This is a genomic window from Tepidiforma flava (assembly GCF_027594505.1).
Lineage (GTDB): Bacteria > Chloroflexota > Dehalococcoidia > Tepidiformales > Tepidiformaceae > Tepidiforma > Tepidiforma flava.
Genome location: NZ_CP115149.1, coordinates 54,125 through 72,705, shown reverse-complemented (window position 1 = coordinate 72,705; position 18,581 = coordinate 54,125). Strand labels below are relative to the sequence as shown.

General features: G+C 71.2%; 21 protein-coding genes, 1 tRNA gene and 5 pseudogenes. 9 read left to right on the top strand and 18 right to left on the bottom strand.

Annotated features, from left to right (window positions below; all coding sequences use genetic code 11):
* Positions 1-251: 251 nt before the first annotated feature.
* The 12 genes and pseudogenes from O0235_RS00485 to O0235_RS00425 all read right to left on the bottom strand — a co-directional run.
* A pseudogene (locus tag O0235_RS00485) lies at positions 252-1,582 on the bottom strand (cobaltochelatase subunit CobN); the annotation flags it as partial.
* The gene (locus tag O0235_RS00480) at positions 1,570-2,415 is read right to left on the bottom strand and encodes a cobaltochelatase subunit CobN (RefSeq protein WP_270056662.1); all 846 of its coding nucleotides are present in this window, start codon (positions 2,413-2,415) and stop codon (positions 1,570-1,572) included. The pseudogene O0235_RS00485 and the gene O0235_RS00480, both read right to left, overlap by 13 nt.
* A pseudogene (locus tag O0235_RS00475) lies at positions 2,321-3,495 on the bottom strand (cobaltochelatase subunit CobN). The gene O0235_RS00480 and the pseudogene O0235_RS00475 overlap by 95 nt, the downstream one beginning before the upstream one ends.
* A 298-nt stretch (positions 3,496-3,793) precedes the next feature.
* Positions 3,794-4,054 carry a substrate-binding domain-containing protein gene (locus O0235_RS00470; protein ID WP_270056660.1) on the bottom strand — a complete coding sequence of 87 codons (261 nt, stop codon included), beginning with the start codon at positions 4,052-4,054 and terminating at the stop codon, positions 3,794-3,796.
* On the bottom strand, positions 4,002-4,811 hold the full coding sequence (locus O0235_RS00465; RefSeq protein WP_270056659.1) for an ABC transporter substrate-binding protein: 810 nt from the start codon (positions 4,809-4,811) through the stop codon (positions 4,002-4,004). The genes O0235_RS00470 and O0235_RS00465 overlap by 53 nt, the downstream gene beginning before the upstream one ends.
* A gap of 2 nt (positions 4,812-4,813) precedes the next feature.
* Positions 4,814-5,539, bottom strand: a complete 726-nt coding sequence (locus O0235_RS00460; protein WP_270056658.1) for an ATP-binding cassette domain-containing protein — start codon at positions 5,537-5,539, stop codon at positions 4,814-4,816.
* On the bottom strand, positions 5,536-5,982 hold the full coding sequence (locus O0235_RS00455) for an ABC transporter ATP-binding protein (RefSeq protein WP_270056657.1): 447 nt from the start codon (positions 5,980-5,982) through the stop codon (positions 5,536-5,538). The genes O0235_RS00460 and O0235_RS00455 overlap by 4 nt, the downstream gene beginning before the upstream one ends.
* A pseudogene (locus tag O0235_RS00445) lies at positions 5,979-7,066 on the bottom strand (FecCD family ABC transporter permease). Before O0235_RS00445 ends, O0235_RS00455 begins: the two are co-directional and overlap by 4 nt.
* Before the next feature lie 11 nt (positions 7,067-7,077).
* Positions 7,078-7,794, bottom strand: coding sequence for a metallophosphoesterase family protein (locus O0235_RS00440; protein ID WP_373324456.1), 717 nt, complete (start codon positions 7,792-7,794; stop codon positions 7,078-7,080).
* A gap of 168 nt (positions 7,795-7,962) precedes the next feature.
* Positions 7,963-8,163, bottom strand: a complete 201-nt coding sequence (locus O0235_RS00435) for a hypothetical protein (RefSeq protein WP_270056653.1) — start codon at positions 8,161-8,163, stop codon at positions 7,963-7,965.
* Positions 8,164-8,197: 34 nt separating this feature from the next.
* Positions 8,198-8,467 (bottom strand): hypothetical protein, encoded by a 270-nt coding sequence (locus tag O0235_RS00430; protein WP_270056652.1) that lies wholly within the window; start codon positions 8,465-8,467, stop codon positions 8,198-8,200.
* Between the two features lie 121 nt (positions 8,468-8,588).
* A complete protein-coding gene (locus O0235_RS00425; protein WP_270056651.1) occupies positions 8,589-8,741 on the bottom strand; it encodes a class I SAM-dependent methyltransferase in 153 nt (50 codons plus the stop codon).
* Between the two features lie 478 nt (positions 8,742-9,219).
* On the opposite strand from O0235_RS00425, the pseudogene O0235_RS15130 reads away from it, so the two are divergent.
* The 5 genes and pseudogenes from O0235_RS15130 to O0235_RS00405 all read left to right on the top strand — a co-directional run.
* Positions 9,220-9,432, top strand: a pseudogene (locus O0235_RS15130) (putative quinol monooxygenase); the annotation flags it as partial.
* Positions 9,433-9,608: 176 nt separating this feature from the next.
* The gene (locus O0235_RS00420; protein ID WP_270056650.1) at positions 9,609-10,400 is read left to right on the top strand and encodes an undecaprenyl-diphosphate phosphatase; all 792 of its coding nucleotides are present in this window, start codon (positions 9,609-9,611) and stop codon (positions 10,398-10,400) included.
* Between the two features lie 60 nt (positions 10,401-10,460).
* Positions 10,461-11,303 (top strand): SDR family NAD(P)-dependent oxidoreductase, encoded by an 843-nt coding sequence (locus tag O0235_RS00415; protein ID WP_270056649.1) that lies wholly within the window; start codon positions 10,461-10,463, stop codon positions 11,301-11,303.
* On the top strand, positions 11,296-11,640 hold the full coding sequence (locus O0235_RS00410) for an SDR family NAD(P)-dependent oxidoreductase (protein WP_270056648.1): 345 nt from the start codon (positions 11,296-11,298) through the stop codon (positions 11,638-11,640). Before O0235_RS00415 ends, O0235_RS00410 begins: the two co-directional genes overlap by 8 nt.
* Positions 11,637-12,086 carry an SDR family NAD(P)-dependent oxidoreductase gene (locus tag O0235_RS00405; protein ID WP_270056647.1) on the top strand — a complete coding sequence of 150 codons (450 nt, stop codon included), beginning with the start codon at positions 11,637-11,639 and terminating at the stop codon, positions 12,084-12,086. The genes O0235_RS00410 and O0235_RS00405 overlap by 4 nt, the downstream gene beginning before the upstream one ends.
* Before the next feature lie 38 nt (positions 12,087-12,124).
* Here the strand turns inward: O0235_RS00405 and O0235_RS00400 are convergent.
* A pseudogene (locus O0235_RS00400) lies at positions 12,125-12,552 on the bottom strand (ferredoxin-thioredoxin reductase catalytic domain-containing protein).
* A gap of 112 nt (positions 12,553-12,664) precedes the next feature.
* Here O0235_RS00400 and O0235_RS00395 point away from each other — a divergent pair.
* Both O0235_RS00395 and O0235_RS00390 read left to right on the top strand, forming a co-directional pair.
* Positions 12,665-13,288, top strand: a complete 624-nt coding sequence (locus O0235_RS00395; RefSeq protein ID WP_270056645.1) for a hypothetical protein — start codon at positions 12,665-12,667, stop codon at positions 13,286-13,288.
* Positions 13,207-13,437, top strand: a complete 231-nt coding sequence (locus O0235_RS00390) for a GNAT family N-acetyltransferase (protein ID WP_270056644.1) — start codon at positions 13,207-13,209, stop codon at positions 13,435-13,437. The genes O0235_RS00395 and O0235_RS00390 overlap by 82 nt, the downstream gene beginning before the upstream one ends.
* 9 nt (positions 13,438-13,446) lie before the next feature.
* Here O0235_RS00390 and O0235_RS00385 read toward each other — a convergent pair whose 3' ends face one another.
* The gene (locus O0235_RS00385; RefSeq protein WP_270056643.1) at positions 13,447-13,977 is read right to left on the bottom strand and encodes a DinB family protein; all 531 of its coding nucleotides are present in this window, start codon (positions 13,975-13,977) and stop codon (positions 13,447-13,449) included.
* A gap of 67 nt (positions 13,978-14,044) precedes the next feature.
* Positions 14,045-14,818: a winged helix-turn-helix transcriptional regulator gene (locus O0235_RS00380; protein WP_270056642.1), complete on the bottom strand. Its 774-nt coding sequence runs from the start codon at positions 14,816-14,818 to the stop codon at positions 14,045-14,047.
* A 457-nt stretch (positions 14,819-15,275) separates the two neighbouring features.
* Here O0235_RS00380 and O0235_RS00375 point away from each other — a divergent pair, with 457 nt between their 5' ends.
* Complete coding sequence (locus O0235_RS00375) at positions 15,276-15,635, top strand: CAP domain-containing protein (RefSeq protein WP_270056641.1); 360 nt, start codon at positions 15,276-15,278, stop codon at positions 15,633-15,635.
* A gap of 17 nt (positions 15,636-15,652) precedes the next feature.
* Here the strand turns inward: O0235_RS00375 and O0235_RS00370 are convergent.
* The 3 genes from O0235_RS00370 to O0235_RS00360 all read right to left on the bottom strand — a co-directional run bounded on the left by O0235_RS00370 (position 15,653) and on the right by O0235_RS00360 (position 16,772).
* Positions 15,653-15,728, bottom strand: a tRNA-Val gene (locus O0235_RS00370).
* Between the two features lie 22 nt (positions 15,729-15,750).
* Positions 15,751-16,563, bottom strand: coding sequence for a hypothetical protein (locus O0235_RS00365; RefSeq protein WP_270056640.1), 813 nt, complete (start codon positions 16,561-16,563; stop codon positions 15,751-15,753).
* On the bottom strand, positions 16,560-16,772 hold the full coding sequence (locus tag O0235_RS00360; RefSeq protein WP_270056639.1) for a hypothetical protein: 213 nt from the start codon (positions 16,770-16,772) through the stop codon (positions 16,560-16,562). Before O0235_RS00360 ends, O0235_RS00365 begins: the two co-directional genes overlap by 4 nt.
* A 170-nt stretch (positions 16,773-16,942) precedes the next feature.
* Here O0235_RS00360 and O0235_RS00355 point away from each other — a divergent pair, with 170 nt between their 5' ends.
* Entirely contained in the window at positions 16,943-18,580 is a 1,638-nt protein-coding gene (locus O0235_RS00355) for a globin-coupled sensor protein (RefSeq protein WP_270056638.1), read from the top strand.
* The last annotated feature ends 1 nt before the right edge of the window (position 18,581 follow it).

The window sequence follows — 18,581 nt, the reverse complement described above, 5'->3', positions numbered from 1 at the left end:
AGCATCCCGCCGATTCCCGGGTCGATCGCGTTGAGCAGGAGGCCCAGCTTCATCTCCTCCTGCCCGAGAATGGCGGAGAACGGAAAGACGGCCGCTTCTCCCGACCCAGCGTCAGCCCGCATGCAGCACTGCCCCTCGACCGCGTCGTCGAGCCGCCCCGCAACGTCCCGCAGGGATTCCACCAGCCCGGAAGGCGCATCCCACAGGCCGCGCTCGGCGGCCTCCACCAGCCGATCTGCCATCCGCTTCACGGCCAGCGGGTTCTCCGCCGCCATTCGTTCCCGGAGCGCATCATTCAGCAAGTACTCCCGCGCGACATCCTCCAGCAGCCTCCCGTCCACCGCTGACGTGGTCGCCGCCCAGCCGTACGTGTTGTCCAGCCGCATCGCAACCTGGGCCACGCCGTTGTACCCGTGCTCGAGCATCGCGTCCCGCCACTTCGGGTTCAGCAGCCGGCTTCGCGTTTCCATCCACAGCGCTTCCGCAAGGCTTCGGACTCGTCCCCGGGCCGGAAGGTATCCGCGATGTACGCCGCCGGCTCCGCTCCCCGCGCCGCCCCCACCGCATTGGACAGCCCGCCCAGGTACTCGAAATAGTGGTCCACGTCAGAAAGCGAGACCTCCGTCGAGTCGATGTTCTGGAAGGTCGCCTCGACCGTCCGCAGCAGGCCATGGAAGACGGCCGGCGCCGACACCGATGTCCTCCGCTCACCGTAGGCAAACGCCATCGTGTGCTGGAACGCATTCGCAAGGTCGTCGTTCCCTTCCCATTCCGACGAGAGCACGAGGTCATTGACGCCGGTTCCGTACCTTCCCGCGCACTGCGAGAAGACGCGCGCCGCGGCTTCGCCCGGGTCGATGTCCAGTGCCTTCGCGAGCTCGAGCGCGTGTTTCCGCACGTAGTTCTGCTCCGGCGGCTCCTCCAAGGCAGCAACCGCGCGGAAAGCCCGGTCCAGGAGTTCCGTCGCAGGCAGGAACAGGTCCCGGAAAATACCTGACACCGTCAGCACGACGTCGACTCTCGGCCGTCCCAGCTCCTCGATGGGGACGATGCGGAACCGCGTCATGCGCCCGAACGCATCAGGCTCCGGCCGCGCGCCGATCAGCCAGAGCACCTGGGCGATCGCCTCGCCGCGGGCTTTGATGGTCTCCAAACCCCAGACCACGACGCCGACCGTCTCGGGAAGCCGGCCGTCCGCAGCCGCCGCAGCCTCCAGGAGCTGCTCCGCGAGACGCTCACCGGCACGCGCCGCTGCGGCCGTGGGCACGCGGTACGGGTCGAGCGCGACGAGCCCGCGGCCTGTAGGCAGCGCGTCAGGCTCGCGCACCGGGTCACCGCCCGGCGACGGCGGGATGTATCTGCCCGCCAACGCCGCCACGAGGCCGTCCAGCTCCGCGGCTGCGTCGAGCAGCCGGAGCCGCTCCGTCAGCCCGCGGTGCCACCGCTCCAGCGTGCCTTCGGGAAGCGCCGTGAACGGTGGCCCCGCCGGTTTCCCCGCGCCGGCGGCGACGGCGTCTGCAAAGCCCCGGGCCGCCTTCCGGGCCTCCTCCTCGGAGCCGAGGACGGCAGTCAGTTCATCCACCAGCGAGAGTCCAGCCTGGCCCGGCAGCGGATACTCGCATGCCGCGGCCAGGATGCCGCGCGCCTCATCGGGATCGATCCCCGCCCAAGCACATGAAGCCCCAGCGGAATGAGCGTCCGCTCCAGGTCGTCTAACGCGCGCGTCACCCGTTCGAGGTAGGCCAGCGGCTCTGCCTCGCAGTCGGAGGGGTCCGCGACCGCATCGAGACCCGCGGCTGCGGCGGCCTCCCGCAGCTCGGCGGCCCGCGCCGGGTTGCCGGGATCGTCGCGGAGCGCCGCGGCCGCAGCCCGGGCTGCCTCGAGCGCGCCGTACAGCCCCGATGCCTCGACCGGCGGGCTCAGGTACGAAACGATCTCAGAGGCCGAACGGCGCCGCGCGATCGCCGCCTCCGCCGGGTTGTTCATGCAGTAGTAGTAGACGTGCGGCAGGTCGCCGATGAGCGCGTCAGGAAAATCCGTCGGCAGCAGTCCCGCCTGTTTGCCCGGCATGAACTCCAGCGCCCCGTGGGTGCCGAAATGCAGCACGACGTCCGCTCCGAACCCGTTGCGGATCCAGTCGTAACAGGCAGTGAAGCTGTGACTCGGGCTCGCATCGTCCCGGTAGAGAAGCCCGATCGGGTCGCTGTAACCGCCATTGTCCGGCTGGATGACGACCGCCACGTTCCCGAGAACCGCCCCGCGGATGAGAAAATCCCGTCCATCCGTATCGATGTCCCCGGGGCTTCGCCCCAGCACCGCGTCACCCGTTCGAGACCCGGCGCGGTCTCGACATACCGCCGGGCCGGGTACCGCGCCGCGATGCGCGTGCCGGTCCGCGCGCCCCCGCGCTGTCATCGACCAGCAGGTTCAGCAGCTCGCCGGCATCGGCCGGCACGTCGACCGTGTAGCCCTCCTCCCGCAGCCGCGCGAGGAGCGCATGGAGCGAAGTGAACACATCGAGGTAGGCCGCTGTCCCGACGGCACCGGCGTCCGGCGGCACGCAAAGAGCACGATGGCGACGCGTTTCTCGCGGTTCGGCCTGGTGCGCAGCTGGATGAGCCGCGCGGCGTGTGCGGCGACCCGGTCCGCCTGAGCGGTCGCCGCCATCCGGTCGTCGTCCGCAGCGCGCCCCGCGAAGACCCGTGGCGCCAGCGCGGCCTCGAGCTCGGGCACTGCCACCTGCATCGCCACCGCCATCGGCAGCAGACCCACCGGCTCCCGTTCCCATTGCTCCAGCGATTGGAACAGCAGCGGCACTGCATTCAGGTGCGGGACGTCCCACCGGCGCAGCAGCTCGACGTCGCCCGCGATGTTTGGCTGGCCGTGGGTGCCCGTCAGCGTGAAGCCGGATGCATTGATGACGAGGTCGATGGCCGGCACCTTGAGCACCTCGCCGACCTCCCCCGCAGCGTCGAGTGCGCCGAACCACGGCACCGCCTCGATGCCCCGCCGTTCGAGTGCGGCGATCAGGCTCCGCAGGTGCGCGTCGTTGCCCCCGGTCACCTGCGTCGAGAACACCACGACGAGCGCCCGGCCGACCCGCTCCCGGCCGCGCCACCGCCGCTCCAGCGCTGCTTCGAACTCCGCCCACCGGGCGAACACCCCGGCGTCCGGGTGCCAGAAGCCGCAGGCCGGGTAGATTTCCGGCCAACCCGGGTCCGGGATCTGCCCCGGCTCCGCCTCATGCGCAACTGCCGCGAACGCCAGGGCCGCGTTCTCTGGCGAGAGATTCAGCAGCGCCTGCAGCACCCGACCCAGCCGCCGGAGCTCAGGCTGATCCTCCGGGACCAGGTGCGCCGCCTGCGGGAGCACCGTCGCGACCAGGCCCGGCACGGGCGGCACCGGTTTGCCCGCCGCGGCGCAGGCGGCCGCTGCTGCGGCCAGCGCACCGGCCGCGCCCGGGTCGTCCAGCGCCAGGCCGGGCACGCGAGCCATCGCCGATATCTCGAACAGGTTCGGCGCGCTCGGGTAGAAACGGGGCGCCGAACCCGCCAGCGCCCTGGCCGCCGGCAGAAACCGTTCTTCCGTCAGCGCCGCAACGAATACCGCATCAGCCGTTCGCGCGAGCTGCGCGGCGCTTTCGGGGTCGAGGGTGCCTGCCTCCTCCCGGTCCAGGACCTCCACGTCGACTTCGACGCCGAAACGCTCCTGCGCCCGCGCCGCGCCGAGGCGAATCGGGTAGGCGCGGTGCGCATCGAAACCGATGCACACGACCCGCACGCGGCCCCGCATCTCAAAACGCCTCCGGGTGCAGCGCTTTCGCAATCACTTCCAGCCCGAGGAAGACCCGGTCAGTCGGCAGAAACGCCTGCCATGCCGGCACGACGACGATGCGGTTCTCCTTGACCGCCGGCAGCGCCTGGACCGCCGGCGAATCCAGCAGCGCCCGGTAGTGCTCCAGCCCCTTCCCCAGACGTCGATGATGACGATCACGTCCGGATTCAGCGCCAAGATGCGTTCTGCCTGCGCGGGGCCTCCTGGTCCGCGACCACATCGCCGCCCGCCATCTCGATGAGCGGCGCCGTGATCCCGCCGCCAGACTTCCCGATGACGAACGGCCGCTGAGCCTGGTCCGACATGGCCAGCACCCGCGGTCGGCCCGAAGCCTTCGCCAGCGCCTTTTCGACCCGCGCCATGCCCTCCTCCATCTCGCGCACCAGCTGCTCCGCCTTCTCCGGCACTCCGAGCGCCTGGCCGAGCACGCGCACGTTCTCCGCAATCTCCCCGGGCGAACCCCAGTGAGCGAACATCAGCATCGGCACGCCGACCTGCTCCAGCAGCTTCGCGGCGTCCTGCTCGCCGCCGTGCCGGGTGGTGATGAGGACGAGATCGGGGCGCAGCGCGACGATCTGCTCCGGTTCGGGGTTCGTTCCCGGCGGCAGCTTCGTCGCCACGGCACCCACCAGTGAGGCTGATGCAGCCAGCGACGGCGTCGCATTCGATGCCGGCACCGCGACCACCCGTTCCGGCCCCGCGAGCCGCAGGGCGATGTCCGCGACATCGTTCGAAAGCGCGACGATTCGGCGCGGCTCGGCCGCGATCGTCACGCTCCGCCCCTCGTGCCGAATCGTCACCGGGAAAGCGGCCGCCGTTGTCGGAGACGGCGAGGCTCCCGGCGATGGAGCTGCCGCCGTCGGTGAACTCTCGCCCGGCAGGGAACTGTCGTCGCCGCTCCCGCCGCACGCGGCAAGCCCGAGCGAGGCAGCGAGGATCATGCACGCCGCAAGGGCGCTCTTCGAAAGACGAAACATCTTCAACCTCCCGTTGATGTCGAACCGGCCAGGGCCGGGGATTCGTCACCAGCACCGGGCTCTGCCCGCGTGGCAGCGCCGGCTCCATCCATTGCCCCGTGCAGCCGCTCGATGAGGTGGTCGAGCCGCTCGACCTCGACCCGCTCCACCTCGAGCAGCCTCGTCAAACCGGGCGGCGGCGGACCGAAAGCCCAGGCCTTCGCCTTCGTCCCGGGTCCAGCCGCTATCTCGCCGGGGGCTACCGTCTCGAAGCCGAGCGCCTCGGCCGCCGCGGCCTCCGGTGAACCCGGAGGGACGATGACCCGCGCGTGGACGCACCCCCGCCGGAACAGGGCGGCGAGTGCTCCGACCAGCTCAGGTCCGCTGCCCGAAATGGCCGCAGGCCCGCCTTCGCGCGGCGCGACGGCGACCACCGAAGGACATGCCAGGACGTCGTCGCTCCGCACTGCGACGCCGACCCGGTAGGCCGACCGTAGCGGCAGCGGCCGCAGCACCTCCGGTGGCGCGCCTGAGGCCCGCAGCTGGCCCTGCTCCAGCAGCAAGATCCGGTCGCAGTACCGTGCAGCCAGGTTCAGGTCGTGGAGAATCACCACGCACCCGCCGCCGCCCGCTGCGAACTCCCGAACCACCTGCAGCGCCAGCAGCTGATGCCGCAAATCGAGCGCAGAGACCGGTTCGTCCAGCAGCAGGAGCCGCGGCTCCCCGGCCAGCGCGCGCGCCAGCATCACGAGCTGCCGCTCGCCCCCGAGAGCGTCGAATACCGCCGGTCCCGGTACCCCAGGATCCCGACGCGCGCCATCGCCGACTCCGCAGCCGCGAAATCGCGCGCCGAATCGACCGACAGGCGCCGGCCGTGCGGGTGCCGGCCCAGCAGCACCACCTGTTCGACCGACAGCGGAAAATCGATGCGCGTGTCCTGCGGGACGAAGCCCAGCGTCCGCGCGCGGTCTCGCCGCGTCATGCTGTCGAGGCCCCGCCCGTCCAGCTGCACGCTTCCTGCCGCCGCGCGCTGCAGCCCGGCCGCGACGCGCAGGAGCGTCGATTTCCCGGCGCCGTTCGGGCCCACGAGTCCCACGACCTCCCCGGCGTCCGCCTCGAACGAAACACCCCGGAGCACTTCCGCAGAGCCGTACCGCACGTGAATGTCGGATGCCTCGAGCAGCCGCCTCACAGGGCGAACTCCTTCCGGCTGCGGAGCACCAGCGCGAGGAAGAGCGGCCCGCCGACGAGCGACGTGACGACGCCCACCTGCAGCGTCACCGGCTGGAACAGCATCCGCGCGACGGTGTCGCAAACGACCAGGAACGCTCCCCGGCCAGGGCGCTGGCCGGCAGCAGCAGACGATGGTCCGAACCGACCACCAGCCGCAGGGCGTGGGGAATCACCAGCCCGACGAACGAAATCACCCCCGTGACGGCCACCGCCGCGCCCGTAGCGAGCGCTGCCAGCCCGAGCACCGCCCAGCGCACCGGCCGCACGGCCACCCCCGCCGCCCCCGCCAGGTCATCGCCGAGCAGCAGCAGGTTGAGGTCGCGCCCAAGCGCCGCAAGTCCGACCACCCCGACCGCGATCGGGCCGACAGCGAGGCGAACATGCTCCCAGGTCCGCGCCTCCAGTCCGCCCTGCAGCCAGAAGATGATGCTCCGGATTTCTGACTCGTTCCGCGCGTTCGCCACGAACGCGCTGACCACGCCGCCGAGGAATGCGTTGACCGCCAGCCCGACCAGCACGATGGTCGCCAGGGACGCACGGCCCGTGCCCGCAGCAATCCCGTACACCGCGGCGACCGTTATCCCGGCGGCGAGAAATGCACCGAGAGGCAGCACCAGCGGATGCCACGCATCGAGGTTCCAGAACAGCACCGCCACCGCCCCGAGCGAAGCCCCGGACGAGACGCCGGTGACGCCCGGCTCAGCCAGCGGGTTCCGAAATACCGCCTGCAGGGCCGCCCCGGCAACGCCGAGACCGGCGCCGCAAATCGCTGCCAGCAGCACCCGCGGCAGCCTCAGCTGCATCACCACTGCCTCGTCGCGCTCGCTCACCGCGAGGTCCAGCGGCAGGCCCAGCTCACGCGCGATGACGCCCCAGACCCGTAACGGCGCGACCTGCACCGGCCCGAGCGACGTTGCGATGACGACCGCCGCCGCGAGGATGAGCGCCAGGACGGTGAGGGTGACGGCTATCCGAAGCCGAAGCGCAACCGCCCGCGCCGCAGCCTGCGGCACCGCCGTGACGTCAGTGGCTGAAATCGACATGAGCCTAAGTCTCAGTTACCGCCCACACTCCTGCAGCGGCAAATGAGACGGCAACGGCGTCGCAAATACAACATCGAGTCCCGGAGCCCGGCCTCAATCGCGCGCGCTGGCTGGATTGCCCGCCGCTGTTCCCCGCTCCCCCGCACCCTACCCGTCCACCCGCTCCGTCCGCCAGCGCACGCCCCAGGGCCGAAATCCACCACGGCGCAGAGCCCCGCTCGCCTGTTCGCATCGCTCAGCGGCATCGGCGCGCCCGAATAGACCGCCGTCACGCCGCCCCGGCTCACGTCCGCGTGCGGCTCCCAGTGCCCCAGGGCGATGTAGTCCCACTCCCCGCGCGCCGCCGCGATCTCCCGCTCGTGAATCGGCAGCGACCGGTGCGATTCGCCGCCCTCCGGCACGAAGTGCCCGTGCGCCAGCGCAATGTGCCAGCGGCCGTCCACCCGGCCCGGCAGCCCTTCCAGCGGCCGAAAATGCCAGTCGCTGTCCAGGTACGCCCGGCCCCAGAGCACCAGATCCAGCCCCTCCGGCTCGATCAGCTCGCCCCGGTGCTGCCGCACGATCGTCAGCCGCCGCGCGATTGCCTCCATGTCGTTCCGCCAGTAGATGCTCCCCGGGTCCATCGGGTCGTGGTTCCCCGGGATGAGGAACGCCTGGCCTTCGAACCGCGCAATCTGCGCCGCGGCCCACTCCACCGTCTCCGCCGGCACCCGGTCGTTGTCGAAGATGTCCCCGCGAGAATCAGCGCGTCGGCGCCTTCCCGGTTCGCAAGGTCGATGACGCGGCAGAACGCTGCCTCCATCCGGCGGCGCCGCTCGACCCAGCCCGGGCTATCGTTCCCCGCGTACGCCCCGAGGTGCACGTCGGACGTATGCACCACCCGCAGCGGCCGCGGCTCACGCACCGAGCGCCTCCCGCATGGCCGCCAGCTGCCGCGCGTGGTCTTTCGCGTGCAGGCGCAGGAACAGGAACCATTCCCGCCAGTTCAGCGGCCCGAAGAACGGGTGCTCCCAGCGAAGCTCGAGAAACCCGCCGGGGTCCGCCGCCCGCACATGCTCGTACAGCGACGCGATGCCCTCGTCGTGCGCCGCCAGCATTCCGTCCCGGTCGCCCGGCAGCTCGACCGGGCCGTCAGCCGGCAGCTCCCCGTGAGCGCCGCGTGCAGCACCGCCCGCGCCACCCGCAGGTTCCACTCCACCACGTGGCCGAGGCAATCCGCCGGGCACCACTCATCGCCCGGGGGCGGTCGCCGTACCGCTCGGGAGGGATCGCCAGCGCTGCCGCCCGCAGCTCGCGCATCCCCTCCTCGACCCGTTCGATCAGCTCCTCGGTCCCCTTGCTTGCCGCCTGCTCGACCAGGTACTGCCGAATCCGCTCCCGTTCCGAAGCCGGCATCGTCATCGCTGTTCCTCCTGCCCGGCATCGCGCCGGTAAAACGTCAGCCGCGAAAATCCCGCTCGCCGCACGGCCGCAGCCCGGACACCCGGCGGCACCGGCCACCGGTGCCAGCGGTGCTCGACCGTCACGATGCTGCCCCCGGGCGCACGGCCTGGACTGCTGCTGCGAACGCCGGGCCCCGCTCGTCTGCCGGCAGATGCCCGACATAATGCGCTTCGATCACGGCATCGAACACGCCGGCCACCTGCTCCAGCCGCCGCGCGTCGCCGTGCACCACGACCGCGTTTCCCCGGCGCGCGTGTCCCGGCGACGAAATACGGCGAGAGCTCCACCGCCCGGAACTCCACGGCGGGCAGGCGCTCGCTCAGCCGCGCCAGCAGCCGCCCCGGCCCGGGCGCCAGTTCGAGCACCCGGCGGGCCCCCGTCCGCTCCAGCCACCGCGCAATGAGCCGCGCGGCCCGCCCTCGCTCCCGGCCCAGTAGACGGGCCGAATCACCCGGTCGTACAGCCTGGCGCTCCGCTCCGAAAGGTACCCCTCCGGCAGGAAATGCCACCGCTTGAAGTACCACTCGGGGTAGCTGACCCCTCCGCTGCTGCCGGGTGGCGCTGCGCCTCATCCCGGAGCAGCTCCGCCTGGTCCGCCGGCATCGTCTGGAGCCACATCGCCCCGCATTCTGGGCTCCGACCTGGGTTTTGTCACGCAACCCGTTACGCAGCCGTAGAATGCCCCGGCAAATCCCCGGAGGTCCTGCCCCGTGATCACCATCGTCGCCAAGCTCCAGGCGCAGCCCGGCAAGGAAGCCGAGCTCCGCGCCGCCCTCACCGAAATGGTCGCCGCCGTCAAAGCCAACGAAGCCGGCGCCGTCCCCGCCTATTCGCTCCACGTCGCCGACAGCGACCCGGCGACCTTCCTCTTCTACGAGAACTACCGCGACGCCGCCGCCTTCGAAGCCCACGGCAAGACCGACCACATGCGCGCTCGGCGCGAAACTCGCCGGCCTCCTCGCCGGCCGCCCCGTCATCGAACGCTATACGAAAATCGCCGGCGTCGACTGAACCGCGGCTTTCCCCGCCGCCGTTGCCCCTTAGGCGCGGCACGGCGAACGTTCCCCGTGGACCTCGTTCGCGCCGTCATCCTGGGATCGTGCAGGGCGTCGCTGAGTTCCTGCCGATCTCCAGCTCGGGCCACCTCATCCTCGTTCCCGCCCTCTTCGGCTGGGAGGACCAGGGCCTCGCCTTCGATGTCGGCCTCCACGGCGGCACGCTCCTCGCACTCCTCGCCTACTTCTGGCGCGACTGGTACGTGATGTTCCGGACCGGCCTGGCGGACCTCGTCCGCCACGGCGCGCGCGTAGCCGCCTGGCGCACCGACACCCGCCTCCTCTGGCTCCTCGCTGTCGGCTCCGTTCCCGCCGCGGTCGCCGGCCTCCTGTTCGACAGCTGGATCGAATCTCACGTCCGGCAGCCCTGGCTGGTCGCCATCATGCTCGCCCTCATGGGCACCGTGATGCTCGCGGCCGACAGTCTCGCCCCCAAGCGCCGTCCGATGGCCTCCGTCGGCATCCGCGACGCGCTGTACATCGGCGTCGGCCAGGCGTTCGCCCTCATCCCCGGCGTCTCCCGCTCCGGCGCCACCGTCACCGTCGCGCTCGCCCGCGGTCTCCGCCGCGAAGACGCCGTGCGCTTCGCGTTCCTCCTCGGCACGCCGGCGTTCGTCGGCGCGCTCCTGCTCAAGTCGGCCGACCTCGCTGCCCTCTCCGGCGCCGAGGCCCGCCAGATGGTCGTCGGCTTCGTCACCTCGGCCGTCGTCGGCTTCGCCGCCATCCACTTCCTCCTCCGCTGGGTGCGGACCCGCTCCCTCCTCGTGTTCGTGCTCTACCGCTACGCCGTCGCCATCATCACGCTCGCGATCGGGGCCTACCGCATCGCCGGCTGAGCGGCCCCCAACCGCGCTCCCCGTATCATGGCCCGCACCACACCACCCCCGGAGGTTCCCATGGTCCTCGAACGTCTCCGGCTCGATGGGCCCCCGCGCCGGGTCGTCATCGTGACCGGCGGCGGCCGCGGCCTCGGCAAGGCGATGGCGATCGCCCTCGCCGAAGCCGGCGCCGACATCTGCATCGCCAGCCGCACCCGCGCCCAGCTCGAAGAAGCCGCCGCCGACATCCGCGCCGCCAGCGGCCGCGACCCCCTCATCGTCCCGACCGACGTTCGCGTCCGCGAACAGTGCGACGCCCTCATCGAACGCACCGTCGAGCACTTCGGCCGCCTCGATGTCATGCTCAACAACGCCGGCATCGGCGACCGCCGCGGCGCCGGCAACCGCATCCAGGACCTCGAGGATGACGACTGGCGCGACACCATCGAGGTCAACCTTTACAGCACGTTCTACTGCTCCCGCGCTGCCGCCCGGCAGCTCCTGAAGCAGGGCACCGGCGGCGTCATCGTCAACGTCGCCAGCGGCACCGCCCTCCGCTCGTCACCGCAGTCGCTCGCGTACGCCGCCGCGAAGGCCGGGGTCATCTCCCTCACCAAGAGCCTCGCCGCTCAGCTCATCGGCGAAAACATCCGCGTCAACTGCATCATCCCCGGCTTCGTCGCCCAGCAGCCGCCCCGCTCCGAGGAAGAAGCCGCGATGCGCGCCCAGCGCGGCCGCTTCATCACCGTCCGCCGCCTCGGCGAAGCCTGGGAGCTCGGGCCGCTCGCCGTCTTCCTCTGCTCCGATGCCTCCAGCTACATCACCGGCGAATCCTTCGTGATCGACGGCGGCGGCCTCGCCGGCGGCGTCGCCCCGACCGGGTGGGTCGTCACCGAACCGGCGGAGGTGCGCCATGGCTGAGTGGAACCGGAAACCCGCCTTCGACCTCTCCGGCAAGAAGGCCCTCGTCGTCGGCTGCGCCAACCCTGCCGGCCGCGCCATCGCCCTCGCGCTCGCCGAGGCCGGCGCCGACGTCGCCATCGCCTCCGCCACCACCGACGGCGACGAGATGCTCGAAGCGAAGCGCATCGCGAAGGAGGTTGCCGCCCTCGGCCGCCAGTCCTTCTCGCAGGGCTGGGACGTCACCCTCCCCACCAATGTCCAGGTCAGTCTCAAGCAGCTCGGCAAGGAGTTCGGCCGGCCCACCATCCTCGTCTACAACGCCGACCTCCCCTCGCGAAGCCCTTCGAGAAGGTGACCGATACCGAGTTCGCGCGCCTCCAGGCCGTCAACCAGAACGGCGCGTTCTTCACCGCGCGCAGCTTCGTCCGTGAGTTTCCCGAGGGCGAAGGCCCCGGCCGCCTCATCTTCGTCACCTCCATCTTCGCCGAGCGCGGCGTCGAAGGGCTCGCCGCCTACACCGCCGTCAAGTCGGGCGTCATCGGCCTCTCGACCGCCCTCAGCCAGGAGCTCGCCGCCCGCGGCTTCACCTCCAACTGCATCGCCACCGGCTGGATGGACTGGACGCCGGGCCGCGGCCCCGACGAAATCGGCGCCAACCTCCTCATGCGCTTCATCCCGATGCGCCGCTTCGGCCGCGCCGACGAACTCGGCGCGCTTGCCGTCCTCCTCGCCTCCGAGGCTGCCGGCTACATCTCCGGCCAGGTCTTCCACGTCGACGGCGGCGTCAGCCAGCACCTCTAGGTCTGCGCCGGCCGGCGCACCGCCCGGGGCGGCTGCCGCTACTCGCGGTGGCCGCCCTCGGCCTTCTGGCGCTCGAGCACCCGGCCCAGCGCCCGCCCCTTGTCCGGCGTCGGGTCCTTCACCAGCCCGTAGATTTCGCGCCCCTCGTGCCCTTCGGGCAGGTACTCCGTAATCGGCAGCCCTTCTTCGGTCACGAACAGGAGGCAGTGGCAGTACTTGTAGATCTGCATCTCGTCGCATGCGCAGATCCACGTCCGCCGCTTCACCTCCTCCTCTTTCGGGAGGTAGAGCCCCTCCGGCCAGTTCCCGTTCTCGTCCTTCGACGGGTAGAAGTTGCAGGGGCAGAGCGGCCGCCCGTACTGGTCGAGGTTCGCCGCCAGCCCGAGAATCACCCCTCGGTGATGTACCGGTCCGGGTGGAAGTGCGTCCCCGACTTCTCCGCGAACTTCTCCGCGTATGCCCACATCTTGTCGATCGAAGCCTGGCTCGGCTGTTCCAAGGGTTCGGACCTCCTCAGCTGCTGCCTCCGATTATCAGGCCCCCGCGCGAACCCTGCTCGCAGCGCGTACCATGCCCCCATGCCAGCCCTCCACCCCCTCGCCGGCCCCATCGCCGACGCCATGCGCGACGCCGCCCTCACGCTCGGCTGCCACCCCACCCTCGGCGAGGTGGCCGAAGTCTCCGGGTTCACCTGCATCGATGCCGGCCTCGGCGTCTCGCCCGCCAACGTCGCCATCCCGCGCGACCTCCAAGGTCCTGCGCTGCCCGCGCTCCGCGCCGCCGCCGAATGGTTCACGGCGCGCGGCCTCAACTTCCGCGTCGACATCCCCGGCGATGCCCCCTCCGACCTCATGGCCGCCGCCATGACCCTCGGACTCCGCTTCTGGGAGCGCCAGCCCGTCATGCTCCTCGATGCTATCTGGCCGCAGCCGCTCCCCGGCGAGCTGGATATCCGCACCGTCGAGTCCGACGAGGACGTCGAGGCGTTCGCAGCGGTCGACGCCGCCGAGCACGCAGGCGAACCGCTCCCCGCCGGCATCATCGCGGCCGCCCGGGACAATCCCCGGTGTGGCTCCTCATCGGCGGCTCCGGGGCCGAGTGCGTCGCCCGCATCGCGGTCATGCTCCACGGCAGCCTCGCGACGCTCCACAGCCTCTACGTCCACCCCTCCGTCCGCCGCCGCGGCTTTGGCTCCGAAATGACGCTTGCCGCCCTCGCGGCTGCCGGGGCCGAAGGCGCGGACGCCGCCGCCCTCGCCTCGACGCTCGCTGCCGCGCCGCTCTACGAACGGCTCGGCTTCCGCGCCATCCGCGACATCATCGTCATGGGCTGCGACGCCCCGCTCCTCTGACGCCCCGCCTCAGATCGTCAGCCCGCCCAGCCCCTGCACGCCGCGCACGTACTCGATCTCCCCGACGTGGCGGTAGCCGTGGCTCAGGCACACCCCGTAAATCCCGTCCCAGAGCGACATCTCGCCCAGCGGCTTGATCGTGACCGTGCGCTGATCGAACTCCTCCGGCGACATCCCCGCGAGGTACCGGTCCGTCGCCTCCCAGACCTTCTGCTGGTACTCGTGCCACTTCGCCACGTCGCTGATGCGGATGGCGTTCGCCTCCTCCTCCGTCATCCCCGTGCCCTGGCTCGTCCGCGGCAGGCCGAAATACTCGTGGTAGTTCCCTTCCAGCCACACCGTCGGCTTCTGCTGCGCCACCCAGTTGATGATGTTGTCCTCGGTCCGCACGTAGTGCCACAGGCTGAAGAACGCGCTCACGCCGCCCTCCTGCGGGCGGAAGTTCAGCTGCTCCGCCGTCATCCCTTCGACGGCCTTGTCCAGCAGGTCGTGCATCGATTTCAGCGACGTGCGCAGGATTTCGTGGGCGGTCCGGGCCATGCTGCCTCCAGAGTGCAGGGGTTTCGCCGCCCGATTCTACGCGAACCGCGGCGCTGCGCCTGTACCCTCAAACCGCCACGGCCGTCCGCTTCGGCTCCTCCAGCGCGTACCCCGCGCCCCACCGGTTGACGATGTACACCGGCCGGCTCGGGTCGTCCTCCAGCTTCTGCCGCAGATACCGGATGTACAGCCGCAGGTAGTGCGTCTCCGCCGTGTACTGGTTGCCCCACACCCGGGCGATCAGCGCTTTCGATGGCACCACTTCGCCCGCGTGTTCGGCCAGTGTCCACAGCAGCCGGTACTCCGTCGGCGACAGCGGCACCTCCCTGCCGTCTTTCCATACCGTCTGTGACGCCGGGTCGATTTCGATCGCGCCGACCCGCACCCGGCGCGGCTCCTCCTGCGCGGACCTCGTGTCGTGGCCGTTCGCCATCCCGATCCGCCGCAGCAGGGCCCGCAGCCGCAGGTCGATTTCGTCCGTGCTGCACTGCGGCCGGCAGTAGTCGTCGGCGCCCGCTTCGAGGCAGCGCAGCATCTCCGCCAGCGTGCCGCTGCACCCGACCGCCACGATTGGCGCGTCGGTCGCACTCCGCAGCTTCGCCACTGCGTCCGCCGGGAAGCCGACCTCCCGCCCGAGGTCCACGACCGCCGCGTCGGGCGCATGCCGCTCGACCGCCGCGACGGCGCTGCCGACGTCGCCGAAGGCCGCCACCCGGTAGCCGATCGCCTCGAGCCCGCGCGCCCGGTCGTACGCGCGGTCCAGCCCCTGCGAGACGACCATCACTCGCAGTCCAACCGGCGGCGGCAGCCCGGCAACCTCACGGGAACGCAGGCCCGGCATGGCAGCTCTCCCTCCCCATCGGTGCCTTCCCCGATGTTTCGACGCGCAGGGCCGGCCGAAAGTACCGGTATGCGCAGGCTCTCGATGCTCCCGGTGCTTCTCGGCGGCGCGGCAGTCTGCTCCGCCCGGCCCTCGCGGCGCTCCGCCTCGAAACCCCGGCCGGGGCAGCGCACCCCGCACCCCAAATGTCGGCAGCCGCAGCCCCGATCAGCGCTGCCCATCCCCTCCCTGTCACCGAGGTGACACCCGCCGCCGAGCCGACGCCGTTCCCGACGGCGGTCGCTGAGGCCCGCGCGACCTCGCCCGCCGAGCCCGCCGCCCCATCCCCCGCGCCGGCAACCCCCGCCGCACCCCTGCCGCCGCCTCACCCGAGCCCGTCGCCGCGCTGCCGGCCGCCGTCAGCCAGCCCGTCGATATCGTCCCGGTCGAGGACAAGGCGGTTTCCCTCCTCGCCGCGATGAACGCCGCGCGCGCCGCCAGCGGCCTCGAGCCGCTCGCCCGGAGCCCCGCGCTCGCCGAGGTGGCGCTTGCCCGCGCCCGCGACCTCATCGCCAACGGCTACTTCGACCACTACGGTCCCGACGGCCGCAGCGCCTTCTCTGAACTCGCCGTCCGCGGTATCCGCTACGGCCTGGCCGGCGAAAACCTCGCCCGCAACAACTACGCCGAGGCCCGCACCGTGGAGGCCGCCTTCCAGGGCCTCATGGGCAGCGCCGGCCACCGCGCCAACATCCTCGAACCGCGCTTTTCGAACGTAGGGGTCGCTGCCGTCCGCTCCGGGCGCACCTGGCTCTACGTCACGGTCTTCACCGACTGACCGCCGGGAAATGGGGGTGGTGGGCGATGAGGGCTCGAACCCCCGGCCTTCTCGGTGTAAGCGAGACGCTCTGACCAGCTGAGCTAATCGCCCGCGTCCGGTTCCCGACTCAAGTCTACCTGCCGGCCGCCGTTCCGGTCGCCTCCGCCAGCCGCTCGAACGCCGCCAGCGTGGCCGCCCGGTCGATGCCGAACGCGCGCTGCTCCTCCATCCAGCGCTCGAGGGCCGCGGGCCGCCACTCCCCGACCCTGCGGTAGCCGCTGAGGTCCGGGAAAAGCCGCGCCGCCGCCCGCAGGTCCATCAGCGCCCGGTTCCGCTCCACGATTGCGCGCGCCTCGCCGCTTTCCAGCGCCGCTTCGAGCTTCGCATTCCGCCGCCCGAGCGCTTCGGCCGCGCGCCCCGGCGCCTCGAGGTAGGCATCGAGCGGCGCCGCAGCGAGCAGCCGCGCCGCGGTCAGCGCTCCCATCCCGGGGATGCCCGGCAGGTCGTCCGAGCTGTCGCCGCTCGCGGCCCGGAAATCGAGGTACCGCTCCCGCGGGAACACCGCCGGCCGCCCCTCCGCGTCGCGCGGCGCCGCGTGGTCGATGAAGGTCGCGGCATCGACCACCGCCTTCTTCACCGGCGAGTAGATCGACACCCGCTCGTCCACCAGCTGGAGGAAATCCCGGTCGGTCGACGCGATCCGCACCGGCCCGGCCTCCTGCAGCGTCCGCGCCGCGATGAGGTCGTCGGCTTCCGTGTTCACCCCGCGGAGGATTTCGACCGGCAACCCCGCCGCGAGGTCGGTGAAGGCTTCGATGGCGGCGAGGATGTGCGGCTCGTTCTCCGCGAACGCCGGGTCCGTTTCCCGGCCCGTCTGGTAGCCCGGGTAGATGCTCCTCCGGCGCACCGGCCGTCCTTCATCGAACGCGACTGCGAGCCCGGTCACCGCCGTCCGTTCGCCTTCGAACAGCCGTCCCTGTCCCCCGGCCGCCCGTCCGGCGGCTCGCCGCCCCGGACCAGGATGCCGAAGACGGCCTGCGCCAGCCCCAGCAGCGCGGCGCGCTCCTTCCGCTCCGGCGTGTCGGCTCCCATCGGCCGCCGCAGGGCGTGGAAGCCCGCCCACGCGAGGTTATTTCCGTCAAGGATCAGCAGCATGGGACGAGTATCGCACGGCGCGAACGCCGCTGTTTTCGGCAATACCATCTGAAATACGGGGAAAACCGGATGCCTCAGGCCCCGGCCTGGGCCGCTGCTCAGGGATTTCATCTATCCCCCGGCGTGAAACGTTGCCCGATGCTCGTGGCAACTTCTTCCCGGGGAACCTGATGTCCGCCGACAGCCTTGCCGCTCGTCTCGATATTACCCCCGCCGACCAGGCGCTGCGCCTCCGCTGGCTCCAGTTCACCGACCGCGATGCCGCCCTGATCCGCGAGGCCGCCGCGTTCCTCCGCCCGCGCGCCGACGATATCGTCCGCCGCTTCTACGACCACTCCTTCGCCTTCCCTCAGTTCGTTGCCAAGGTCGAGGAGGCGAACTCCACCCGCGCCCGCCTCGAAAGCACCCAGAAGGGCTACTTCCTCAAGCTCCTCGAAGCCCGCTTCGACGATGACTACTTCGAACACCGGCTCAAAGTCGGGGCGACCCACGCGGTCCTGAATGTGGAGCCGCGCTGGAACGTCGGCAACTACGCCGTCTATGCGGCCATCCTCCATGAGGAGCTGGCGAAGAAGCTCAAGGGCCAGAAGCTCGCCGACACCTTCCTTGCCTTCCTCAAGGCCTTCCTGCTCGACGCCAGCCTGGCAGTCGAGACCTACATCAGCGAAGGCGTGCTCCGCCAGCTCGTCGACGCCTGCGTCACCGTGAACGCCGCATCGTCGTCCGTCCGCGAGGGCACGACGCAGGTCGATGCTGCCGCGCGCGAAATCGCCAACGCCACCCAGGAGATCGCCCGCGGCGCCACCGAGCAGTCCGCCGCCATCAGCGAACTCAATGGCACCATGCGCTCGCTCGCGGCATCGATTGGGGAAGTGACGCGGGGCGCCTCATCGCAGGCGGACGGGCTCCGCCAGGCCGCCCGCACCGCGGACCGCGTTCGCGAAGCCCTCGGTGCCGTCTCCGCCTCCGCGCGCGCCGCGGCCGAAAAGGGCCAGAACTCCCTCGCGGCCGCCCGCGACGGCATGACCGCCGTCCAGCAGACCGTCGACGCCATGAACACCATCCGCGAAGCGGTCCGCGGCACCGCCGGGGAAATCGAAGAGCTCGGGCGCCGCGGCTCCGAAATCGGCGCCATCATCCAGGTCATCGAGGACATCGCCAGCCAGACCAACCTCCTCGCCCTCAACGCCGCCATCGAAGCCGCCCGCGCCGGCGAGCAGGGCCGCGGCTTCGCCGTCGTCGCCGAAAACGTCCGCTCACTCGCCGAGCGCACCGCCGTCGCCACGAAAGAGATCGCCGGCCTCATCTCCGCCGTCCAGCAGGGCACCGGCCAGGCCGTCCGCGCGATGGAAGCTTCCGTCCGCGATGTCGAAGTCGGCGCCGCCCGCGCCTCGGAAGCCGGCGCCGCCCTCGGCCGCATCGTCGACTCCGCGACCGAGGTCAACGCAGAGATTGAGCGCATCGCTGCCGCCGCTGCCGGCATGCAGGAAGGCGTCGAGGCGCTCGCCGCCCAGGTGCAGGACGTCGCCGCCATCGCGGACCGGCTCGCCGGCATCGCCGCCGAGATGCGGGGCCGCAGCGAGGCCGCTGTCGAGGCCATCGCCTCAGCCTCGGCCGTCTCCGAGCAGTCCGCCGCCGCCAGCGAGCAGGTCTCGGCCAGCGTAGAGGAAGTCTCCGCACAGGCGAGCGAACTCGCCGGCCTGGCCCGCCGCCTCACGGAGACGTCGCAGCAGATGGCGGCCTTCCTCGCCCGCTTCGGCGCCCTCGCCCACGACAGCAACGGCAGCCGGTTCCGCGCCGCAGCCTGAG

Coding starts and splice junctions, on each gene's coding strand:
- O0235_RS00395 (WP_270056645.1), top strand. CDS start 12,665: ATGCCAGCCCTCCACCCCCTCGCCGGCCCCATCGCCGACGCCATGCGC.
- O0235_RS00465 (WP_270056659.1), bottom strand. CDS start 4,811: ATGTTTCGTCTTTCGAAGAGCGCCCTTGCGGCGTGCATGATCCTCGCT.
- O0235_RS00415 (WP_270056649.1), top strand. CDS start 10,461: ATGGTCCTCGAACGTCTCCGGCTCGATGGGCCCCCGCGCCGGGTCGTC.
- O0235_RS00355 (WP_270056638.1), top strand. CDS start 16,943: ATGTCCGCCGACAGCCTTGCCGCTCGTCTCGATATTACCCCCGCCGAC.
- O0235_RS00375 (WP_270056641.1), top strand. CDS start 15,276: ATGAACGCCGCGCGCGCCGCCAGCGGCCTCGAGCCGCTCGCCCGGAGC.
- O0235_RS00480 (WP_270056662.1), bottom strand. CDS start 2,415: ATGACAGCGCGGGGGCGCGCGGACCGGCACGCGCATCGCGGCGCGGTA.
- O0235_RS00430 (WP_270056652.1), bottom strand. CDS start 8,467: ATGACGATGCCGGCTTCGGAACGGGAGCGGATTCGGCAGTACCTGGTC.
- O0235_RS00385 (WP_270056643.1), bottom strand. CDS start 13,977: ATGGCCCGGACCGCCCACGAAATCCTGCGCACGTCGCTGAAATCGATG.
- O0235_RS00360 (WP_270056639.1), bottom strand. CDS start 16,772: ATGCTGCTGATCCTTGACGGAAATAACCTCGCGTGGGCGGGCTTCCAC.
- O0235_RS00410 (WP_270056648.1), top strand. CDS start 11,296: ATGGCTGAGTGGAACCGGAAACCCGCCTTCGACCTCTCCGGCAAGAAG.
- O0235_RS00380 (WP_270056642.1), bottom strand. CDS start 14,818: ATGCCGGGCCTGCGTTCCCGTGAGGTTGCCGGGCTGCCGCCGCCGGTT.
- O0235_RS00390 (WP_270056644.1), top strand. CDS start 13,207: ATGCTCCACGGCAGCCTCGCGACGCTCCACAGCCTCTACGTCCACCCC.
- O0235_RS00470 (WP_270056660.1), bottom strand. CDS start 4,054: ATGTGGTCGCGGACCAGGAGGCCCCGCGCAGGCAGAACGCATCTTGGC.
- O0235_RS00435 (WP_270056653.1), bottom strand. CDS start 8,163: ATGCTGGCGGCGCACGACGAGGGCATCGCGTCGCTGTACGAGCATGTG.